At 56.4% G+C, this 20,373-nt stretch carries 19 protein-coding genes; 13 read left to right on the top strand and 6 right to left on the bottom strand.

Annotated features, from left to right (window positions below; genetic code table 11):
* Window positions 1–74: 74 nt before the first annotated feature.
* Complete coding sequence (locus IE102_RS14040) at window positions 75–1,178, top strand: glycosyltransferase (protein ID WP_189487735.1); 1,104 nt, start codon at window positions 75–77, stop codon at window positions 1,176–1,178.
* On the opposite strand, the gene IE102_RS14035 is transcribed toward IE102_RS14040, so the two are convergent.
* Entirely contained in the window at window positions 1,171–1,968 is a 798-nt protein-coding gene (locus tag IE102_RS14035) for a thiazole synthase (protein WP_189487733.1), read from the bottom strand. The two genes, IE102_RS14040 and IE102_RS14035, sit on opposite strands and share 8 nt — an antisense overlap.
* Before the next feature lie 120 nt (window positions 1,969–2,088).
* Window positions 2,089–2,289, bottom strand: coding sequence for a sulfur carrier protein ThiS (thiS, locus tag IE102_RS14030; protein WP_189487731.1), 201 nt, complete (start codon window positions 2,287–2,289; stop codon window positions 2,089–2,091).
* A gap of 113 nt (window positions 2,290–2,402) precedes the next feature.
* Here thiS and aroQ point away from each other — a divergent pair, with 113 nt between their 5' ends.
* From aroQ to aat, 4 genes are read left to right on the top strand one after another with little or no spacing between them, the layout of a single operon-like run.
* Complete coding sequence (gene aroQ / locus IE102_RS14025; protein ID WP_189487729.1) at window positions 2,403–2,846, top strand: type II 3-dehydroquinate dehydratase; 444 nt, start codon at window positions 2,403–2,405, stop codon at window positions 2,844–2,846.
* Window positions 2,847–2,872: 26 nt separating this feature from the next.
* Window positions 2,873–3,346: an acetyl-CoA carboxylase biotin carboxyl carrier protein gene (gene accB, locus IE102_RS14020; protein ID WP_189487727.1), complete on the top strand. Its 474-nt coding sequence runs from the start codon at window positions 2,873–2,875 to the stop codon at window positions 3,344–3,346.
* Between the two features lie 7 nt (window positions 3,347–3,353).
* On the top strand, window positions 3,354–4,706 hold the full coding sequence (accC, locus tag IE102_RS14015; RefSeq protein ID WP_189487725.1) for an acetyl-CoA carboxylase biotin carboxylase subunit: 1,353 nt from the start codon (window positions 3,354–3,356) through the stop codon (window positions 4,704–4,706).
* Window positions 4,707–4,756: 50 nt separating this feature from the next.
* The gene (gene aat, locus IE102_RS14010; protein ID WP_189487723.1) at window positions 4,757–5,407 is read left to right on the top strand and encodes a leucyl/phenylalanyl-tRNA--protein transferase; all 651 of its coding nucleotides are present in this window, start codon (window positions 4,757–4,759) and stop codon (window positions 5,405–5,407) included.
* Here aat and IE102_RS14005 read toward each other — a convergent pair.
* Together IE102_RS14005 and IE102_RS14000 are read right to left on the bottom strand one after the other, a co-directional pair.
* Entirely contained in the window at window positions 5,390–6,154 is a 765-nt protein-coding gene (locus tag IE102_RS14005; RefSeq protein WP_229807773.1) for a DUF2155 domain-containing protein, read from the bottom strand. The genes aat and IE102_RS14005 overlap by 18 nt on opposite strands.
* A gap of 12 nt (window positions 6,155–6,166) precedes the next feature.
* Window positions 6,167–6,568: an NADH:ubiquinone oxidoreductase subunit NDUFA12 gene (locus tag IE102_RS14000; RefSeq protein ID WP_373295608.1), complete on the bottom strand. Its 402-nt coding sequence runs from the start codon at window positions 6,566–6,568 to the stop codon at window positions 6,167–6,169.
* A 274-nt stretch (window positions 6,569–6,842) separates the two neighbouring features.
* On the opposite strand from IE102_RS14000, the gene IE102_RS13995 reads away from it, so the two are divergent.
* Entirely contained in the window at window positions 6,843–9,623 is a 2,781-nt protein-coding gene (locus IE102_RS13995; RefSeq protein ID WP_189487719.1) for a TSCPD domain-containing protein, read from the top strand.
* Window positions 9,624–9,676: 53 nt separating this feature from the next.
* Complete coding sequence (locus tag IE102_RS13990; protein WP_189487717.1) at window positions 9,677–10,162, top strand: pentapeptide repeat-containing protein; 486 nt, start codon at window positions 9,677–9,679, stop codon at window positions 10,160–10,162.
* Between the two features lie 121 nt (window positions 10,163–10,283).
* On the opposite strand, the gene aspS is transcribed toward IE102_RS13990, so the two are convergent.
* Window positions 10,284–12,137, bottom strand: coding sequence for an aspartate--tRNA ligase (gene aspS / locus IE102_RS13985; RefSeq protein WP_189487715.1), 1,854 nt, complete (start codon window positions 12,135–12,137; stop codon window positions 10,284–10,286).
* A gap of 160 nt (window positions 12,138–12,297) precedes the next feature.
* Here aspS and upp point away from each other — a divergent pair, with 160 nt between their 5' ends.
* The 4 genes from upp (at window position 12,298) to IE102_RS13965 (ending at window position 17,469) form a co-directional block, all read left to right on the top strand.
* Complete coding sequence (gene upp / locus IE102_RS13980; protein WP_189488037.1) at window positions 12,298–12,927, top strand: uracil phosphoribosyltransferase; 630 nt, start codon at window positions 12,298–12,300, stop codon at window positions 12,925–12,927.
* Window positions 12,928–13,008: 81 nt separating this feature from the next.
* Complete coding sequence (locus tag IE102_RS13975) at window positions 13,009–13,692, top strand: P-loop NTPase family protein (RefSeq protein WP_189487713.1); 684 nt, start codon at window positions 13,009–13,011, stop codon at window positions 13,690–13,692.
* A gap of 41 nt (window positions 13,693–13,733) precedes the next feature.
* A complete protein-coding gene (locus IE102_RS13970; protein WP_189487711.1) occupies window positions 13,734–16,004 on the top strand; it encodes an RNA degradosome polyphosphate kinase in 2,271 nt (756 codons plus the stop codon).
* Window positions 15,985–17,469, top strand: coding sequence for a Ppx/GppA family phosphatase (locus IE102_RS13965; RefSeq protein WP_189487709.1), 1,485 nt, complete (start codon window positions 15,985–15,987; stop codon window positions 17,467–17,469). The genes IE102_RS13970 and IE102_RS13965 overlap by 20 nt, the downstream gene beginning before the upstream one ends.
* Here the strand turns inward: IE102_RS13965 and rnd are convergent.
* Window positions 17,466–18,614, bottom strand: coding sequence for a ribonuclease D (rnd, locus tag IE102_RS13960; RefSeq protein WP_189487707.1), 1,149 nt, complete (start codon window positions 18,612–18,614; stop codon window positions 17,466–17,468). The genes IE102_RS13965 and rnd overlap by 4 nt on opposite strands.
* A gap of 67 nt (window positions 18,615–18,681) precedes the next feature.
* Between rnd and purM the strand changes: the two genes are divergently transcribed.
* Both purM and purN read left to right on the top strand, forming a co-directional pair.
* Window positions 18,682–19,722: a phosphoribosylformylglycinamidine cyclo-ligase gene (gene purM, locus IE102_RS13955; protein ID WP_189487705.1), complete on the top strand. Its 1,041-nt coding sequence runs from the start codon at window positions 18,682–18,684 to the stop codon at window positions 19,720–19,722.
* Entirely contained in the window at window positions 19,723–20,301 is a 579-nt protein-coding gene (gene purN / locus IE102_RS13950) for a phosphoribosylglycinamide formyltransferase (protein ID WP_189487703.1), read from the top strand.
* Window positions 20,302–20,373: the final 72 nt, after the last annotated feature.

Raw genomic sequence — 20,373 nt, 5'->3', positions numbered from 1 at the left:
TTTTAAGGCCGGCTATGGTAGGGTTAGCTAAAGCAATCATTGATTGCTCCTTACACCAAACCCTCGGACCGATCTTGACCCAATCTGCCGCAACGCCTTTGTTCGACGTCGAATTTTCCCTGTCCATCTATAACCGGACGGGTAAGTATTTCATCGGTAAGGATATTATCGAGGCTTGCGGCGATCTGCTGGGGGAAACCTATTACGGTTATTACCACAGCAAGACCCCGCCTCAGCGTCTGTTTGGTAAGGCCTTGGGCCGCATCCAGCACCTTCAGGTGACGGGGAAGGCTTTGGGCGGCCCGTTCGGGCTGTTGCCACCGCATCGGCCAGCGCGGCCCTTGCTGCATATGGACCCGTTCAGTATCCCGTCGACCCGTCTGAGCGAAAAGGATGCTGTCATCTGCCACGATGTAGGCCCGATCACGCACCCTGATCTGTTCGATGCCAACACCCGCCCGATATATGATCATATCTATAAACAAATCGCCGCCGTCGGCCCGCACGTCATCTTCGTCAGTCAGGCCACGCAAAAGGCGTTTGCCGCCTGTTATCCGGGGGCTAAACTGGCCAGCGAACGGGTGATCTATCCCGCCATCCGTCAGGATGTCTCCGGCGGCGAGGCTGAACCGGTCGAAGGCGTCAAAGGCCCATTTTTGCTCACCGTTGGCGCTTTGGGTACCCGTAAGAACCAGATCCGGTCGATGAAAGCGTTTACACAATCGGGCCTTGCCAAACGCGGCGTGACCTATGTGTTGTGCGGTTCTAATGAGCCCGGTTTTGAGGCGGTCCAAAAGGCCGCATTGGAAACCGAAGGCGTGGTCATGCTGAAATATGTCTCGGACGCGCAACTGGCCTGGCTGTATCAGAACGCTTCGGGCTTTGTCCTGCCGAGCTTGCTCGAAGGGTTTGGGATGCCGGTGGCCGAGGCCATTCGTTATGGTCTGGTGCCTGTGGTCACAAAAGACAGCGTCCTCGAAGAAGTCGCCGGCGATGGCGCGCTGGGCGTTGATGCCGAAAATGAGGCCGAAATTGCCGCCGCCATGATCCGGCTGATCGATATGCCAGACGCTGAGCGCCAAGACCGCCGAACCCAAATGACCGCCGCCATGTCGCGCTTTGTACCTGCCGCCATCGCCCAGCAATGGCGCGAGACGCTGATAGATATGGCTAGATAAGTCCCGCCAGCGGCGATGACGGATCGGCATAAAGCTTTTTCGGCATACGCCCGGCAAGGTAAGCTTCGCGACCGGCAATGACGGCGTGCTTCATCGCCACGGCCATGCGGATCGGATCTTTGGCCTCAGCGATAGCGGTGTTCATCAGGATGGCATCGCAGCCCAACTCCATGCCGACCGCCGCATCCGACGCTGTGCCGACACCGGCATCGACCAGCACCGGCACTTTGGCGTTCTCAATAATAATGCGCAGGGTGACTTTGTTCTGGATACCTAAGCCCGATCCGATCGGCGCGCCCAACGGCATGATGGCAACCGCCCCCGCCTCTTCCAGTTTCTTGGCGTAGACCGGATCGTCCGAGCAGTAGACCATCACGTCAAATCCGTCTGTGACCAGCAGTTTTAACGACCGCAGGGTTTCTTCCATATCGGGATAGAGTGTCTTAGGGTCGGACAAAACCTCAAGCTTGACCAGATTCCAGCCACCGGCTTCACGCGCCAGACGCAAGGTTCGCACCGCGTCTTCGCCAGTAAAGCATCCGGCGGTATTGGGCAGGTAGGTGAATTCGTCCTGTTTCACGTAATCCATCAGCATCGGCTGGTTTGGATCGGTCAGATTAACCCGGCGTACCGCCACGGTGACGATCTCAGCACCCGATGCCCGTGCCGCCGCCGCATTCTGGGCATAGTCCTTATACTTGCCCGTACCGACGATCAGACGCGACGAAAACGTCCGCCCCGCCACGGTCCATGTGTCATCTGCACTCGTCACAATCTGATCCAACGCCATTATATTTTTCCTATTAAAGCAAATCTCAAACGAAGGGCCGCCCCGAGTTTGAGATTTTCGATATTGAACCACTCAAAACGTATTTGGCGGCTTATGCCGCCGAAACTTTTGAGTGAAACGCTATCCCCCACCGACGAAATGAACGATCTCGATCCGGTCGCCGTCATGAATAGCCGTCGCATGATACTGTGAGCGCGGCACAATTTCGAGATTCTGCTCGACCGCCAGCTTACGGGCTTCGATTCCGATCTCTTCGATCAGGGCCAGAATATTCGCCGCGCCAACCTCTCTGGATTCGCCATTCAGCAGGATTTTTACCATTTTTCGCCGCTTTTCGGCCCATTTTGGCCACTTTTCACGCCGTTTCACCGATGTTCGGCTTGTGGACGTGGGTTTCACACGATACAAGAACCGTCCAGTCAATTGGCGGTGTCATGTCTAAGTCCATATATGTCCTTAATGGCCCCAACCTCAACCTTCTTGGGGTCAGGGAACCGGAAATTTATGGGTATACTCGCCTTGACGACATCAAGGCGTCTTGTGAAGCTCTAACGACGGCGGCCGGTTACACTCTGGTCTTTCATCAATCGAATCACGAAGGCCAGTTGATCGACTGGATTCATGAAGCCCGCACAGCGGCTGCGGCGCTCATTATCAATCCCGCCGGTTACGGTCATACCTCAGTGGCGCTGCTGGATGCGCTGAAAACCCTGACCGTGCCGATCATCGAATGTCACCTGTCAAATCCCGCGGCGCGCGAAGCGTTTCGCCATCACACCTATGTGTCTCATGTGGCCAAAGGGGTGATTGCAGGTTTCGGCCCCATTGGTTATGAACTGGCCATATCGGCAGTTCTGCGCCTTATTGAACAACCATAAGAATTAACAAGCTTTTAGGTAAAAAAATGTCTTCTCCCAAAGGTTCCTCCGACCCCATCGATCCGCGTCTGGTACGCAAACTTGCGGACATCCTCAAGGAAACGGATCTGTCCGAAATCGAAGTCGAACAGGGTGAGTTGAAGATCCGCGTCGCGCGTCAACTGACCGCGGCCCCTGCGGCAACCTACGCTGTGGCGTCCGCACCTGTGGCTGCCCCCGCAGCCCCGGCTGCCGCACCCGCCGCTGAGGCTCCAAAAGCCGCCGCCAAGGATGTGGTATCTTCGCCTATGGTCGGCACGGCTTACCTGTCGCCGCAGCCCGGCGCGCCTGTGTTTATCAAGGTTGGCGATCGCGTTAAGGCCGGTCAGACTATCATGATCGTCGAAGCCATGAAAACCATGAACCCGATCCCGTCGCCCAAGGATGGTGTGGTCGCCGAAATTCTGGTGGCGGACGCAGCCCCCGTCGAATTTGGCGCGCCCCTGATCGCGTTCGAGTAAACACAAAATGTTTGATAAGATTCTCATTGCCAATCGTGGCGAAATCGCCCTTCGCGTCATTCGTGCGTGTAAGGAAATGGGCATTGCGACCGTGGCCGTGCACAGTGAAGCCGACCGCCATGCCATGCATGTCCATCTGGCCGACGAAAGCGTCTGTATTGGCCCGCCCGCCGCGTCCAAAAGCTATCTGAATATCCCGTCGATCATTGCCGCCGCCGAAATTACCGGCGCGCAGGCGATCCATCCGGGCTATGGCTTTTTGTCGGAAAACGCCCGTTTTGCCGAAATCGTCGGCGCCCACGGCATGACCTTTATTGGCCCGAAGCCTGAGCACATACGCCTTATGGGCGATAAGATCACCGCCAAGCAAGCCTCAAAGGATTCCGGCATTCCCGTCGTTCCTGGCTCCGATGGTGGCGTTGCCACGGTCGAGGAAGCTCTGGCGGCCGCCGAACACATCGGCTTCCCGCTGATCATCAAGGCTGCCGCCGGTGGTGGTGGTCGCGGCATGAAGGTCGCCAAGGACCGCGAATCCTTGTCCGAAGCGGTGATGAGCGCGCAATCCGAAGCCGCTGCCGCCTTTGGCGACGGCACGGTCTATATGGAGCGCTACCTCCAGAAACCCCGCCATATCGAAATTCAGGTCATCGCCGACAGCCACGGCAATGTCGTCCATCTTGGTGAACGCGATTGCTCCCTGCAACGCCGCCACCAGAAGGTGCTAGAAGAAGCGCCCTCGCCCGCTATTGACGATGCCGCCCGCGACAAAATCGGCAAGGTCGTCGTCGATGCTATCCGTAAGATCGGCTATCTCGGCGTCGGTACGATTGAATTCCTTTACGAAGACGGTGAGTTCTTCTTTATCGAGATGAACACCCGCCTTCAGGTCGAGCATCCGGTGACTGAGTTCGTCACCGGTGTTGATCTGGTGCGTGAACAGATCCGCATCGCCGCAGGCCTGCCGCTATCGTTCACGCAGGATGATATCACCATCAAAGGCCACTCGATCGAAGTGCGCGTTAATGCTGAAAACGCCCGCACCTTTGTGCCCTCACCCGGTACGATCACCGATTATCATGCCCCCGGTGGCTTAGGCGTGCGCATGGATTCGGCCATCTATAACGGCTATGCGATCCCGCCCTATTACGACTCGATGGTGGGTAAACTGATCGTTCATGGCCGCGACCGTCCCGAAGCTCTGGCTCGCCTTAAGCGCGCCCTGTCGGAAATCGTGGTGGCCGGTATCGACACGACCATTCCACTGTTTATCGATCTGTTGAATGAAAAAGACATCCAAAGTGGTGACTACAACATTCACTGGCTGGAAAACTGGATCAAGGCTCAGGAAGCAGGGGCGTAAAGCCCTTGCTTCCAGTAGCTCTGGCACCCGTTCATTAAGGCGGGATATCCGTGGCTGATTTTACGCTTGATGACCTGATCGACAGCTATCGCAACGGCATATTCCCCATGTCGGATGCGCGTGATGATGACTATCTGTTTCTGGTCGATCCGCCCAAGCGCGGAATATTGCCGCTTGATGGGTTCCATATCCCTTCGCGCTTACGGCGCACGGTGCGCACCACACCGTTTGACGTGCGAGTCGATACGGCCTTTACTCAGGTTATCGAACTGTGCGCCGAAAGCGCCTCGGATCGGCCCAACACCTGGATCAGCCACCCGATCCAGAGCCTTTATCAGGCCCTGTTCGCGCGTGGTCTAGCCCATAGCATCGAGGTCTGGCATGACAACCGGCTGGTTGGTGGACTTTATGGCGTGGCTATAGGTGGCGCGTTCTTCGGCGAAAGCATGGTGTCACGCGCCACGGATGCGTCCAAAATCGCTCTCGTTCATCTGCTGGCCCGGCTAAAAAGCGGCGGCTATAGCCTGCTGGATTGCCAGTTTCAAACCGATCATCTGAAACAGTTTGGCACCGAGGAAATCGATCGGGCAGCGTATCACGATCGCCTCAAAGAAGCCCTTACCATTGAAGCCGATTTTTATGATTTGCCCGCGCGCACTGACGGCCGAACCGCGCTGAAAGTTTTAGGATTTACGGACTAAGGGCGCGCGGCAGGAAATCACCCAGGCATCATAAACCGGGTGCTGAAGCCCGTTAAGGCCCGGCGACGACGCATAGGTCCAGCCGCGAAAAATCGATTTAGGCTTGGGCATGATCTTAGTGGTTTCGGTGATCTGCGGCGAGGATTGGACTTCCATATAGGCGATGATGTCCGGTTGCGCCTCTTCGTCAGTGGTCGTCTCACACGCCTTGACGGTATAGATCAGGCCCTTATAGCGCACAGGTTTACCGACCCGCGCTTCAAACCGCACCGTTTCGGCTGTGACCTTATCCAGCGCCTGTATGATGGCCGCCCCATGACGTTGGCGCTTGGCCGGAACCTTGGGGGCTTCAACGGCCTCAGACGCCTCTTCGCCGTTGCCTACGGGGCCCTTCAAGGTTGGCGCGCTGGCTACCGGCGTCGGTGCAGCCGCATCAGCAGCCCCAAGCACAGGCTGACCGCTGGTAATGCCACGCGTCACAGGCGCGGTTTGCGGGGCTACCGGGCGGGTGTCTGTGTGGTTGGTCGCCTTGCGCGCCCCTTCCGGGACATAGGGCTTAAATTCAACCCCATCAACATAATAGGGCTCAGGGTCGTAGTTCTGGGAATCGACATACCTGCCCTGACGCGCGGGCGGTTCCTCATCGGGCGGGATCTGGGCAATCGCGACACCGGCCACAGCCATAACCGGCACAAGCCCCCACAGGAGCCTTGTTTTTAACGTACCGGTTTTGGGTTTATTGACCATGTCGCTCTGGGCCTACGGTTTCCAGGCTTCGTAATCGCCGGTCGATTTCTGACGATCAGTCTGCGCGTTGAGCGATCCCTTTGGGTATTGCGCCAAAGGTGTACCGCTCATGTTCGGCATATGCGGCTGCTCCCAGCTTTTGCGCGGCAGAGGCGTATCCGATGGCGGCGTATCATAGACATAGTGCATCCAGCCGTGCCAATCTGGCGGAATTTTTGAGGCATCGGCATAGCCTTTGTAGATCACGAACCGGCGCTTTTTGTCGCCATAGCTTTCCTTGGTGTCGCGGGCTTCATAGTATTTGTTGCCGAACTCATCGGAACCGACAAATTTGCCCAGACGGCCAATCGTCCATAAGGTTCCGATCGTGGCGCTGCTCCACCAGGTAAACATATTAGCTAACACGGCAAACATCCTGTAACTGATCCGAAAATCCCCATTCACGACCGTGAATCACAGACCCGGCAGATCTTTAAAAACTTGCAGTTACTATAGTGATCCCCGATGCCGAGGTAAAGCCACAGTCCCTGAAATTTCCTCATATCGCGCCGGTGACTTTAATTATCCACACCCGCCCAGCCGATCAATATGTTGTGGATATAAGACCCGAACAAACTACATTTATTGATAAGTGGTTAATGCGGCCCTAGGATTGCCCCCTAGCCCACATTGCACGGGACACGACGCCATGCGCTTAGAGTCGGATTTTTCCAACCGCCTGATCTATGACATCAGTCTCGAAGACCGCTTTATCGAACGGCCCGGCGGTTATGATGAGGTTTTGGCCCCGCGCGACTGGTCAAACGCCCGCTTAGAAGCCTGGCTGGATTGGGCCGATACCCTGCCCGAAGATCAGCCGCAACTGGCCCCCGATATCGACCACCGTATAGTTCATGACGATCCATTCGATCTGGCTTTGGGCGGTGCAGTTGAGCGTTATGCGCAGCGTCTGACGGCGTGGGGCTATGCGCTCGGTTATTTTGAGGATTCCCAAAGCGCTGCCCATTTCCTGCGTGAACTGCGCGCCAGCCTCCTGCTCGGCTATGCCGCGCCACCCTTATCCCTAAAAAGCGGTCATCGTATCCACCCACTGGCCGGTGACCGTGTGCCGGAACCACCTGAGACCAAGTTCTGGCAGCTTGATGATCCGGCCTGCGACCGTGATCTGCGCCAGTTTCTGATAGCCTATCGCTCAGACCAGATTTCCAGAACCACCCGCACCCAGTTACACGACGCGCTGAACGAGATTACCACTGCCATCGCCCGCGCTGAAGGTGATCACCGCACCAGCCTGCGCCATAACCCGGCTCTGGCCCGCGCCGCCATGACCGCCCGTAAGCTTGGCGCCAGCGATCATTTGATTTCCCTGACCATTCAATCGGCGCAAAATGCCGCCACCGATGCCGTTTTGCCGCCATGGTCGCAGCAGACGGTGGACGCCAATTCTCCCCCGCATGAACCCAAAATCGCTCTGGCTTCACGCGCCCTGATCGCGGCCGGTGATCCGTCCGCGCGGCTGGCGGCGCAGGTCGCTCAGGAAACCGGGCAGCTTTATCTGGCCTTTGATCCGTTGGATGCGCAAGCGCTGTATGGGCAAGGCTATGCGCCCAGAGCGGCCATTAATATGTTCGGATTTTATGATGCCGATAAGGGCTTTGACGCCACCGCCTTTAGCCAATGCGTGGCGTTGTGGACTCTTGCTCTAGATATCGAGACAGCCACAGCTTTCAGTGCGACCGAGGATCATGCCCTGAGACGATACTATGACCGCCCGATTGCGCTAAGTATAGGCGGAGTATCAGAGTTATTGATGGCCCTGAACCTCACTCCCGCAGATGCGGATGGGCTTGATTTTGCCGCGGGGCTAATGGCGGCCATGCAGGCCCAAAGCCTATACACATCAGCGCAACTGGCCACATCGCATGGGGCCTATAAGACATTTGGGGCGGATAAAGACCAGATTTTACATAGTCTTTCGCAGCAAATCTATCGCATTTCCAGCCTCAAATGTCACGCCGACCTTAAGGCCCACAGTCTGACGCTTATGCAGGACGCGTTGAAAACGGCTAAAAAATCGGGCCTTCGCCATGCCCAGACCACGGCCCTGTTTGACGATCCGGAACTGACGTTGCGACTTGGCGTTAGTCTGCATGATCAGCCGGTGTCTGGCCTGACCTCGGTACTGGAAACCGAAGACGGTGAGATTATTGAAACCTTGTCCGAAGCCACCATCGCAGGTCTGATAAGGGCGGGTGCCGTACTTTCCGATGCGCGCCGTCATGTCTTGGGGGCGCGTTCCTTGTTTGAGGCCCCCTATCTGTCGCCGCCCCAGCTTAAGGCGCGGGGTTTGACCGATTTTGAGATTGGGCGGCTTGAGGCAGCACTTCTGACCGCCCGTAACCTGACCGACGTTTTCAACACGATCGATAAGGATTTCGTGCGCGACATCTGGGGTGTCAGCGATGAAGATATCTCAAGTCCTGATTATAACCTGTTGACCGTTATGGGCTTTACCGCCGCGCAAATCGCCGAAGCCGAAGCCTTCATCTTTGGTCATCAAACATTAGCTGATTTTGACGGCTTAACCGAAGATCAACGCGGTATCTTTGTCGCTCCCGGTTTAAAGACGCGGCTATTGATGCGACAAAAGCTTGAAAGTTTCTCAAGCGCGCCGTCGGCCGCGCGCATCCATATTCCGTTTGGCCAGAACCTGCCGGACAGTTTGAAACTCCTGTCGATGGCGGCGAATATGGATTTGCGCGCCGTCAGCCTGCAACCGACCACGCCGCCGGATGATTTCTACCTCGATATTCCGGTTATTGAGGATGCGCCCAAGCGTAATCTGCTTGAGGCCCGCCCTCAGCCTGAACCTGCGCAGGCAAAAGTGGTGGAAAAGATCGTTGAGCGTGACCGCTCCCGCCAAAAATTGCCTGATCGCCGCAAAGGCTATATCCAGAAGGCCTCCGTCGGCGGCCACAAAGTCTATCTGCACACCGGTGAATATGACGATGGCAGCGTCGGTGAAATCTTTATCGACATGCACAAAGAAGGGGCTGCCTTCCGGTCGATGATGAACAATTTCGCCATCGCCGTATCCATCGGCCTTCAATACGGTGTGCCGCTCGATGAATTTGTCGATGCGTTCGTATTCACCCGATTTGAACCGGCCGGCCCGGTCAGCGGCAATGATTCCATCAAATCTGCCACATCCATTCTGGACTATCTGTTCCGGGAACTGGCGATTTCGTATTTGGATCGCACGGACCTTGCCAATGCTGATCCGGATGCGCTCAATGCCGATGGCCTGGGCGACGGGGAGTCCGCAAGCGAATCCGAAGGCATCCGCGCGTCACAGCTTATATCCAAAGGCTTTGCGCGCGGCGCCAATACCGATAATCTGGTGGTCATCCCCTTCGCCAAAAAAGCGTCAAATGATGATATCGGCATGGATTTACCCTCTGACGGTTGATTTTTGGCACCGGTCTTGCTTAGTCACGACCAAACAGATTGAGGTGTCTTAAGATGAAACGCTTGTTCCCGGTATTGGCAGTTATGGCCGTACTCGCTTCCCCCGTCGCCGCACAAAATGCCGGTCAGATCGGGAGAGCCCAAAGCGGAGCATCGTGCGCAGGCTGCAACCTGTTTCAGGCCGATTTCAGCAACCGAAAACTTAAGAGCAAGAACTTTGCCGGGGCGCGGTTGCGTCAGGCCGATCTGAGCCTGGGGTCATTTAACCGCACGTCGTTTGCGGGTGGCGATCTGCGTGATCTGAATGGGTTTGGCGCTTTGTTTTCAAACGTCAGTTTCGCCAAGGCTAATCTGACCAATGCGACGTTTGTGGGGGCCTATCTTGAGGGCGCTAATTTTGCTGGAGCCACTCTATCGGGGGTGAACTTCTCCGGTGCTGAGATGTCGTCAGCGCGTGGGCTGACCCAACGTCAGCTTGACAGCGCGTGTGGCGATCGTGAAACGCAATTGCCGCGCGGGCTTCGCATTCCAATCTGCTAAGTTATGGGGTTTGGGGCCAATGGCCCCAAGTCTTCTCATTCAATAAAAAACCCGGTCAATATGACCGGGTTTTTTATTGAAATAGCAGGTTTGTGGGGTCACAGACCCCACGCCCCGTAATTTAGCCGACTTTAATAGGGAGTGCCGTCCGGATCGACAATTCCTTCAACTGCTTATCAAGCGCTTCCGAAGGGGCCGACATCATCACATCCTGCCCTTGCTGGTTCAGCGGGAAGGCAATGATTTCACGGATGGCCGTCTGACCGGCCAGCAGCATCACGATACGGTCGATACCGGGCGCCAGACCACCGTGGGGCGGTGCGCCATATTTAAACGCATTGAGCATCCCGCCGAACTGCGCTTCAACAAACGCTTCGTCATAGCCCGCGATTTCAAACGCCTTGAGCATGATGTCCTGCTTGTGGTTACGGATCGCGCCGGAGCACAGTTCATAGCCGTTGCAGACGATGTCATATTGGTACGCGAGGATATCGAGCGGGTCTTTGGTCAGCAACGCCTCCATCTCGCCCTGCGGCATCGAGAACGGGTTGTGCGAGAAATCGACCTTCTTTTCGTCGTCGTTCCACTCAAACATCGGGAAATCAACGATCCAGCAGAAGCGGAACTGATCTTCGTCGACCAGCCCCAGATCGGTGCCGACCTTGGTGCGCGCCAAACCTGCGAACTTATAGAACTCATCCGGGTTACCGGCTACGAAGAACACGGCGTCGCCGGATTCAAGCCCTAGTTGGATGCGGAGAGCCTCGGTCCGTTCATCGCCAATATTCTTGGCAACCGGCCCAGAGGCTTCTATCTGAGATGAAGTAGACTCAATATCTACTGAAATACTACTACCTTGATTGGCAGTTGTAGTTGTAATCGAATCTGACGGTCGCCAGAAAATGTAACCCAAACCCTTTTGGCCTTCGCCCTGCGCCCATGAGTTCATCCGGTCGCAGAAAGCACGCGACCCGCCGGTTTTGGCAGGAATTGCCCAGACCTTGTTTTTGGCATCGGCCTCAAGGATCGACGCAAACACCTTAAAGCCTGAACCACGGAAATGCTCGGACACGTCCTGCATTTCAATCGGGTTGCGCAAGTCAGGCTTATCAGAGCCATATTTGGCAATGGATTCACGATATGGAATACGCTGGAACGGATAGCTCGATACGCGCTTGCCTTCGCCAAACTCGGTGAACAGGCCATGCATCAGCGGCTCAATCGCTGCGAACACGTCTTCCTGCGTTACAAAGCTCATTTCGACGTCGAGTTGGTAGAACTCAAGGCTACGGTCAGCGCGCAGGTCTTCGTCGCGGAAGCACGGCGCAATCTGGAAATAGCGGTCAAAGCCCGACACCATCAACAACTGCTTGAACTGCTGCGGCGCCTGCGGCAGCGCGTAGAACTTGCCCGGATGCATACGCGATGGCACCAGGAAATCGCGCGCGCCTTCGGGGGATGAGGCCGTCAGGATCGGGGTCTGGTACTCAAGAAAGCCCTGCTCGACCATACGGGTGCGGATCGACTGGATTACGCGCGACCGCAGCACAATGTTCTTATGCAGGGTCTCACGACGCAGGTCGAGGAAGCGGTTCTTGAGGCGGATTTCTTCGGGGTATTCCGGCTCACCAAATACCGGCAGTGGCAACTCAGCCGCCTCACTCAGGATTTCAACCGATGTGACCTGCACTTCGACTTCGCCGGTCGGCAGATTGGCATTGATGGTATCTGAGGTGCGCTTCACGACCTTGCCATCGATGCGGATAACGCTTTCGGCGCGGACGCGTTCGACCTTATCAAAGCCCGGTGTGGCCGGATCAAACACCAACTGCGTCAGGCCGTAATGGTCGCGCAAATCGATGAACAGCAAGCCCCCATGATCGCGCTTGCGGTGAACCCAGCCCGAAAGACGAACAACGGCCTGATCATCGGTGGCGCGCAGGGCGCCGCAGGTGTGTGAGCGATAGATGTGCATGGAAAACTCTGAAAAAAGCGGTCGTTTCTGACAAAATTATGAGGGCCGTAGGGACATGACCCGCCTTGAATTGTCAAGCCTTAATGCACGCTCACCCTTGCGCACATTAGCGGTGCCGCAGACGATCCGCCGTGCTAGTCTTGGCGCAAAGGAGACCGCTATGGCCGATGTCACCCTGATTGATCACCCGCTGGTGCAGCACAAACTCACGCTGATGCGACGCAAGGACACCCCAACGGCGGTGTTCCGGCAATTGCTTCGCGAAATTTCGACCCTGATGTGCTATGAGATTACGCGCGATCTGAACATGACCCTGGAAGCGATTGAGACGCCGCTGACCGCCATGCAGGCCCCGGTCATCGCTGGTAAAAAGCTGGTGTTTGCCTCGATCTTGCGCGCCGGGAATGGCCTGCTGGAAGGGATGCTCGATCTGGTTCCGTCCGCGCGCGTCGCCCATATCGGCGTGTACCGCGACCACGATACGCTTGAGGCGGTTGAGTATTACTTTAAGGCCCCCGAAGATATTTCTGAGCGGCTAGTGATCGTGGTCGACCCCATGCTGGCGACCGGCAATTCATCCATTGCCGCAATCGACCAGTTAAAGGCCCGCGGGGCAAAGCATATCCGCTTCCTGTGCCTGCTGGCCGCCCCCGAAGGCATTCGTCACTTCACCACCGCCCATCCTGACGTGCCGGTGTTTACCGCTGCCATCGACAGCCATCTGAACGTCAACGGCTATATCGTGCCGGGTCTGGGCGATGCGGGCGATCGGATGTACGGCACGAAATAACGGCCCTCCCCGTTTTCCCCGTTATCAACAGGCGCACGGCCATTGCCTCAAACCGCACAGCGCTCTAAACTCAAGCCAACCATGTCCCACCAGATTCCCCTGAAGCTTGAGCGGCCCGAAAGCTATGGCCTGACCGACCTGATTGTGTCGGAAACCAATCAGGGTTTGATCGATCTGTTGCGCGCGCCCAAAGACTGGATCAACCCACATCTGATACTCATTGGCCCGTCCGGCAGCGGCAAAACGCATCTGGGCCACATATTCGCCGATATCAATCACGGGCAGTTTCTGAGCGCATCCGAAACTCACTATATGGAACCCTCAAGCCTGCCTGAGTGTGCCGTCGTAGTTGATGATGCCGAACAGGCCGACGAAGAACTTCTGTTCCACCTGTTTAACCACAGCCTTCAAACCGAGCAGCCGTTAGTGTTGTTGTCGAAAACCCATCCTTTAAACTGGCAAACCGCCCTGCCCGATCTGGCGTCACGGTTAAAGGCCATGAGGGTCGTCGATATTCCGGAACCGGATGAAGCGATACTGAGCGGGGTTTTGAAAAAACTATTCGCCCATCATGCCATTACGCCCTCAGCGGATTTTTTTGATTATATCAGCCGACGGATGGAACGCTCTGTCCCCAAGGCGCAAAAAATCGTCACAGAAATCGAAGATTATGCCAACGGCCGCGCCTTTACCCGCACTTTGGCCAAAGACTTTCTCGAAAAAAGCGAAAATTTGTCTTGGTTAACTGATCAGGATGACTTTTAATTTACAACACAATCGCTGTTTTACCCTTTAAGGTTCCATAGATGTCTGACGCAGAACTCGTTCAAAAACCCCAGACACCCGCACGCGCGCAGGCCGCAGCGGTGGTTCTGCCTGCGGACATCGAACCCCTTGCGGCCGATGATACCTTAAGCGTTGACCTCAACAGCGACGATCCGCTGGGCTATGAGCTTTATATCAACCGCGAACTGTCGTGGCTGGCCTTTAATCAGAGGGTGATCGAAGAGGCTGAGAACCCGCGCCACCCGCTGTTGGAGCGCTTAAGGTTTTTGTCGATTTCGGCCAACAATCTCGATGAATTTTTCATGGTGCGCGTTGCTGGCCTTCAGGGGCAGGTGCGCGAAGGCGTGCGCGTCATGTCTCAGGATGGCCACACCCCGGCTGAACAGCTTGAAATGGTCAATAAGGCCGCCTTTGACCTAATGGCCAAGCAGCAACTGATCTGGTCGCGCCTGCGTGAAGAAATGACCGATGCCGGTGTGGCCCTGATTGACCACCGTGAGATCAATAAAACCGATGCCGCCTGGCTTGAAAACCAATTTGACAATCAGGTTTTCCCGGTTCTGACGCCGCTTGCCATCGACCCGGCCCACCCGTTCCCATTTATCCCGAACCTTGGCTTTTCTATCGCCATCAAACTGACGCGCCGATCGGACAACAAGGCCATGTACGCGCTGGTGCCGATACCGACGCAGGTCAAACGCTTCTGGGAGATCGGCACTGCCGCCGCACGACGCGGCACCGGGCCGGTCAAGCGCAAGTTCATCACCCTGGAAGGGCTGGTGCTGCTGTTTCTGGATAAGCTGTTTCCGGGCTTTGATATCCATGCGCGCGGCGTGTTCCGCATCATCCGCGACTCCGACATCGAAATGGAAGAAGAGGCCGAAGATCTGGTGCGGGAGTTCGAAGCGCTGTTGAAACAGCGCAGGTTGGGCTCGGTCGTGCGCGTCAAGATCAACGCCAACATGCCCGAAGACCTGCGCGAATTTATCATTGAGCAACTTCATGCCGAACCGGAACATGTGGTGGTGGTTAAGGGCATCCTTGGGATGTCGGAACTGTCGCAGCTTATCCCCGCCGACCGCAACGATCTGAAATTCAAGCCCTATGAGCCGCGCTTCCCTGAGCGTATTCGCGACAATGGCGGCGATGTGTTTTCCGCCATCCGCGAAAAAGACATTCTGGTCCACCACCCGTTTGAGAGCTTTGATGCGGTCGTGCAGTTCTTACGGCAAGCCGCGCGCGACCCGAATGTCATCGCCATCAAGCAGACCCTGTACCGAACCTCAAAAGACAGCCCCATCGTCGCGGCCCTGATTGAGGCGGCCGAACAGGGGAAAAACGTCACCGCTCTGGTCGAAATCAAGGCCCGCTTTGACGAAGAAGCCAATATGCGCTGGGCGCGCGCCATGGAACGGGCCGGTGTTCATGTTGTCTACGGGTTTGTGGAATATAAAACCCACGCCAAGCTGTCGGTCGTGGTTCGCCGCGAAGGTGAGACTTTGCGCACCTATTGCCACTTCGGCACCGGCAATTACCACCCAATAACGGCCAAGGTCTATACCGACCTGTCGCTGTTCAGTGCCGATCCGGCGCTGGGTCGCGATGCCATGCGGGTGTTCAACTTCATCACCGGCTATGCCCGCCCGGATAAGATGGATAAGCTCTATTTCTCGCCGGTGACGCTAAAACAAGGCCTTGTCAGCCTGATTGATCAGGAAATCGCCAATGCCCGCGCGGGCAAACCCGCCCAGATCTGGGCCAAGCTCAATTCGCTGGTCGATCCGGTCATCATCAAAAAACTGTATCAGGCCTCACAGGCCGGGGTTCAGGTTGACCTGATCGTGCGCGGCATTTGCTGTCTGCGGCCGGGGGTGAAGGGGTATTCCGATAATATCCGCGTCAAATCAATTGTGGGCCGGTTCTTGGAGCACACCCGCATTGTCTGTTTTGCCAATGGACATGCGATGCCGTCCGATCAGGCGCGGGTGTTTATATCTTCCGCCGACTGGATGAGCCGCAATCTGGATCGCCGCGTCGAAGTGCTGATCCCGGTTGAAAACCCGACGGTTCATCGTCAGGTTCTGGATCAGATTATGGTCGCCAACTTCAATGACGAAGCCCAGAGCTGGCAATTAGCTATTGACGGCAGCTATAAACGCATAGATGTAAGTCACCTCGATAACCCCTTCTCGGCTCACGATTATTTCATGACCAACCCTTCACTATCGGGGCGCGGTCGCGGGGTTAAGGACTTGCCTCAAGCCTTTGATCATGTTGGTTCCAGAAAATAATCACAACACCGCCGTTATCGACATCGGCTCGAACTCCGTTCGTCTGGTCATCTACCGGATCGAAGGCCGTTCGATCTGGCCGTTGTTCAACGAAAAGATTTTGGCGGGGCTGGGTCGTGACCTGCGTCAAACCGAATGTCTGCACCCGCAGGGCAAAAAAGATACGCTTATTGCCCTGAGACGTTTTAAGGCCATTCTGGAATCCTATACCCTGTCCAAGGTTCATGTGGTCGCCACCGCCGCTTTGCGCGACGCGGCTGACGGCCCTGAGTTCGCCCATGAAATCGAGCGTGTGACCGGCTTTAAGGTGCGTACCCTCACCGGTCGCGAAGAAGCCCACTATGCCGGTCAGGGCGTGCGCTGCGGCCAGTTGGAGGCCGAGGGGTTTGTTGGTGATCTGGGCGGTTCCAGCCTTGAACTGATCAATCTTGATCCGCAATCGACGTTTAAGGGCCTGACCCTGCCGCTGGGGCCGTTTGCCTTGGGTGCGCCCAAGCCGATGGATGTGGAAAAAACTTACGGCCTTATCCGCACCCAGCTTGATCCGCTCCGGTCGCAATTCAGAGCCAAAACCTTTCATGCGGTGGGCGGCGCATGGCGTAATCTGGCCCTGATCTGGATGATGAAGGTCAACTATCCACTTCAGATTATTCAGCAGTTTGAACTGTCCGCCCGCGATGCCCTGACCATTGCGCGTCTGGTGGCGATTCAATCCCCGACATCGCTTGAGAAATTCCCCGGCGTTTCCAAACGACGCATGGAAAATATCTCCTATGCCGCGCTGGTGCTTCAGGGGCTGATCGAATGTTTTGAGATTGAAACGATCTGTTTCTCGGCCAATGGTCTGCGCGAAGGCCTGCTATTTGATGACCTGCCCGATACCTATAAAAACCTTGACCCGCTGATCGAAGGCTGCGCCAATTTCGGCGCCCGCCACGGCATCAGCGAAAATTTAGGCCCCGCACTGGCGGCCTGGGCCACCGAATTTTACGACAGCGTCGATGTCGACCGCCCCTCGGAAAAACTGATCAAGGCGGCGGCCAAACTGGCTGATATCGGCGCGCGCCTGCATCCGGATCACCGCGCCGATCTGGTCTGCGATCAGGTTTTGCGCGCCCCCATCCCCGGCCAAAACCATGCGGAGCGTGTGTTTCTGGCCTGCGCGCTCTACACCCGCTACAGTGGCGATGCCTACACCAAGGAGCCGGTGCTGGTCAGCCGGATATTGGGTGATGAGCGCCATCTTCAGGCCACCCAATTGGGCCTGACCTTAAGGCTCGGCTGCGACCTGTCAGCCAAATCGGCTAAACTGCTGAAAATGGCCCACATTCGTCAGGACGACAAAACCCTGATCGTCAGCGCCAAGGCCGGGTGGGATGACCTGCTGCTGGGCGAACAAACCCGCAAACGCGCCCGCGCTTTGGCTAACGCGCTTAAGCTTAGTTTGCGCACCGAAAGCTACTAATCCAGTTCGACCAGTTCGACCTTGGGGCCATTGAGCACCAGTGCCAGTTCACCGCGCTTGAGCCGCAGAGCATCTTCACCAAACACCTTACGACGCCACCCTTGCAGGGACGGCACATCGGCATTGTCATCCAGCGCGATCTTTTCCAGTTCGGCAACGGTTGCGATCAGTTTCGGCGCCACACCCTCTTCTTCGCAACGGATGCGCAACAGGACTTTGAGCAACTCCACCACCGACGCGGGCACCTGAACCGGCGGGGCCGACTTATCCATCTTGGGCGCGAATTTTTCGGGTTCTTTGATCGCGGCCTGAATGATCTCGATCAGCTCAACCCCGAATTTCGACGCCCCAAAACCTTTGGGGGTCGAGCGCATCCGGTCAAAGGCCGCCGGATCAGTCGGTAACTGGGTGGCGATCTCGTCGATACCCTCATCTTTTAAGATACGCCCGCGCGGCTGATCGCGCTCCTGCGCCGTGCGTTCCCGCCAGGCTGCCGTCTGGGCAAACACCGCCAGATATTTGGGTGATGATTTGCGCGGCCGCAACCGCCGCCAGGCATCAAGCGGATCAGTATTATAGAGCGACGGATCGATCAGGCCCTTCATTTCTTCAGACACCCACTCGAATCGCTCAACCTTTTCCAGCGACGCTTTTAGCTTGGGGTAGACCTTGGCCAGATGGGTGACATCGCCCAGCGCATAGGTCAGTTGCTGCTCACTGAGCGGGCGGCGCGACCAGTCGGTAAAGCGTGAGCCCTTATCGATTTCGACCTTTAATACCTGCCGCACCAGCGAATCATAAGCGACCTGATCGCCGTAACCGGCCGCCATCGCCGCGACCTGAGTATCGAACACAGGCGCCGGCAAAACGCCCAGATTATAAAAGATTTCAATGTCCTGACGGCAGGCATGAAACACCTTGAGGATATCGGAATTAGCCAGCACATCCAGAAATGGCTGGAGATCCAGATCTTTGGCCAGCGGATCGATGATCGCGGCATGATCGGCACTTGCCGCCTGAATAAGGCACAGCTTGGGCCAATAGGTGGTTTCGCGCATAAATTCGGTATCGACCGTGATAAATGGCGCTTTGGAAATCAGCTCACAGAAGCTAATAAGCTCATCAGTGTTTGTAATTGGACTCATTTTGTAGCTATAGCAAACCACAATGGGCTTTAGGCAAGCCCAATAATAGAATCGAAGGTAAGTTTTTATGTCGGAACCGGCGAATAAGACACACAAGAACGGTCTTACATACGCACAGTCGGGCGTGGATATTGATGCGGGCGAAGCCCTTGTGGACGCTATTAAGCCTCTGGCCAAGGCCACGCGCCGCTCTGGCGCCGAAGCCAGTCTGGGCGGATTTGGCGCTTTGTTCGACCTGAAAGCCGCCGGTTACGACGATCCGCTGCTGGTCACGACCACGGACGGGGTTGGCACTAAGCTTAAGATCGCCATTGAAACTCATCGCCATGATACGGTCGGCATTGATCTTGTCGCCATGTGCGTCAACGACCTGCTGGCGCAGGGCGCTGAGCCGCTGATGTTCCTTGATTATTACGCAACCTCGAAACTTGATGTCGACACCGCCCGCCGCGTGGTGGCCGGTATTGCCGAAGGCTGCAAGCGTGCAGGCTGTGCGCTGGTCGGTGGTGAAACGGCCGAAATGCCGGGCATGTACGGTGAAAACGATTACGATCTGGCCGGTTTTAGCGTTGGCGCCGTTGATCGTGATAAGGTTCTCCCAAAGCTGGACACCCAAAAAGCCGGTGATGTGATCATCGCGCTCGGATCATCTGGCCCACACTCCAACGGTTATTCGCTGGTGCGCAAGGTGATTGAGGTCGCGGGTCTGTCGTGGTCGTCTCCTGCCCCGTTCGCTAAGGACCAGACCTTGGCGCAGGCCCTGCTTGAGCCCACAAAAATCTATATCAAATCTGTCCTGCCCCTGATGAAAGCCCGTCTGATTAAGGGCGGCGCCCACATTACCGGCGGGGGCCTGATCGAGAACCCTGGCCGCGCTATCCGCGACGGTCTGGTGGCCAATTTCGATTATAGCTCATGGGAGTTCCCGCAGGTGTTTAGCTGGCTGATGGAAACCGGCGGCATCGAACAGCATGAGATGCTGCGGACGTTTAATTGCGGGATCGGTTTTGTGCTCTATGTCGACCCGACCCATGCCGATGCGGTTCTGGCAGCCCTGTTGAATGCCGGTGAAGATGCCTTTGTCTGCGGTCAACTGGCGGACGCGTAAATGACACCCAAGCCCAAAGCCGCGATCTTTATTTCCGGTCGCGGCTCTAACATGATGGCGCTCATCGAAGCGTCGCGCGACGCTGATTTCCCGGTTGAGTTCACGCTGGTGGTCTCCAATGATCCGGGTGCGGCGGGTCTTGCATGGGCGGCCTCCCAAGGCATTGCCGCGCTGGCGGTTGATCACAAACCGTTTGGCAAAGACCGTGAGGCCCATGAGCGTGAGATTGATGCGGCGCTTAAGGCCGCGGGCATCGAACTGATCTGTCTGGCCGGTTATATGCGTATCCTGACGCCTTATCTGGTGGGCCAATGGGCGGGCAAGATGATCAATATCCACCCGTCCTTACTGCCGAAATATAAGGGCCTGCACACCCATGAACGCGCCATTGAAGCGGGTGACAGCTTTGGTGGCTGCACCGTCCATTGGGTATCCGAAGGCGTCGATGACGGCGACATCATCCTTCAGGCACAGGTACCGATCCTTAAGGGCGACACACCGGATGATCTGGCCGCCCGCGTACTGATCGAGGAGCATAAGCTCTATCCGGCGGCGGTTCGTCACCTCTACGCGCGTTAATCTCCGCGCTTGTTAAAAAAGTTTCATAATTAACATAAAGCGGTTGCCACACGCGGCACATCCAGTATCAAT

It is taken from the genome of Asticcacaulis endophyticus (genome assembly GCF_014652575.1).
In the GTDB taxonomy this organism is placed as follows: Bacteria; Pseudomonadota; Alphaproteobacteria; order Caulobacterales; family Caulobacteraceae; genus Asticcacaulis; species Asticcacaulis endophyticus.
This window is presented reverse-complemented; position numbering and strand designations above follow the sequence as displayed.

Coding starts and splice junctions, on each gene's coding strand:
- accB (WP_189487727.1), top strand. CDS start 2,873: ATGTCTTCTCCCAAAGGTTCCTCCGACCCCATCGATCCGCGTCTGGTA.
- IE102_RS13975 (WP_189487713.1), top strand. CDS start 13,009: ATGTCCCACCAGATTCCCCTGAAGCTTGAGCGGCCCGAAAGCTATGGC.
- IE102_RS13965 (WP_189487709.1), top strand. CDS start 15,985: ATGTTGGTTCCAGAAAATAATCACAACACCGCCGTTATCGACATCGGC.
- aroQ (WP_189487729.1), top strand. CDS start 2,403: ATGTCTAAGTCCATATATGTCCTTAATGGCCCCAACCTCAACCTTCTT.
- thiS (WP_189487731.1), bottom strand. CDS start 2,289: ATGGTAAAAATCCTGCTGAATGGCGAATCCAGAGAGGTTGGCGCGGCG.
- purN (WP_189487703.1), top strand. CDS start 19,723: ATGACACCCAAGCCCAAAGCCGCGATCTTTATTTCCGGTCGCGGCTCT.
- aspS (WP_189487715.1), bottom strand. CDS start 12,137: ATGCACATCTATCGCTCACACACCTGCGGCGCCCTGCGCGCCACCGAT.
- IE102_RS14000 (WP_373295608.1), bottom strand. CDS start 6,568: ATGTTTGCCGTGTTAGCTAATATGTTTACCTGGTGGAGCAGCGCCACG.
- IE102_RS13990 (WP_189487717.1), top strand. CDS start 9,677: ATGAAACGCTTGTTCCCGGTATTGGCAGTTATGGCCGTACTCGCTTCC.
- IE102_RS13995 (WP_189487719.1), top strand. CDS start 6,843: ATGCGCTTAGAGTCGGATTTTTCCAACCGCCTGATCTATGACATCAGT.
- upp (WP_189488037.1), top strand. CDS start 12,298: ATGGCCGATGTCACCCTGATTGATCACCCGCTGGTGCAGCACAAACTC.
- IE102_RS14005 (WP_229807773.1), bottom strand. CDS start 6,154: ATGGTCAATAAACCCAAAACCGGTACGTTAAAAACAAGGCTCCTGTGG.
- IE102_RS13970 (WP_189487711.1), top strand. CDS start 13,734: ATGTCTGACGCAGAACTCGTTCAAAAACCCCAGACACCCGCACGCGCG.
- purM (WP_189487705.1), top strand. CDS start 18,682: ATGTCGGAACCGGCGAATAAGACACACAAGAACGGTCTTACATACGCA.
- rnd (WP_189487707.1), bottom strand. CDS start 18,614: ATGAGTCCAATTACAAACACTGATGAGCTTATTAGCTTCTGTGAGCTG.
- IE102_RS14035 (WP_189487733.1), bottom strand. CDS start 1,968: ATGGCGTTGGATCAGATTGTGACGAGTGCAGATGACACATGGACCGTG.
- accC (WP_189487725.1), top strand. CDS start 3,354: ATGTTTGATAAGATTCTCATTGCCAATCGTGGCGAAATCGCCCTTCGC.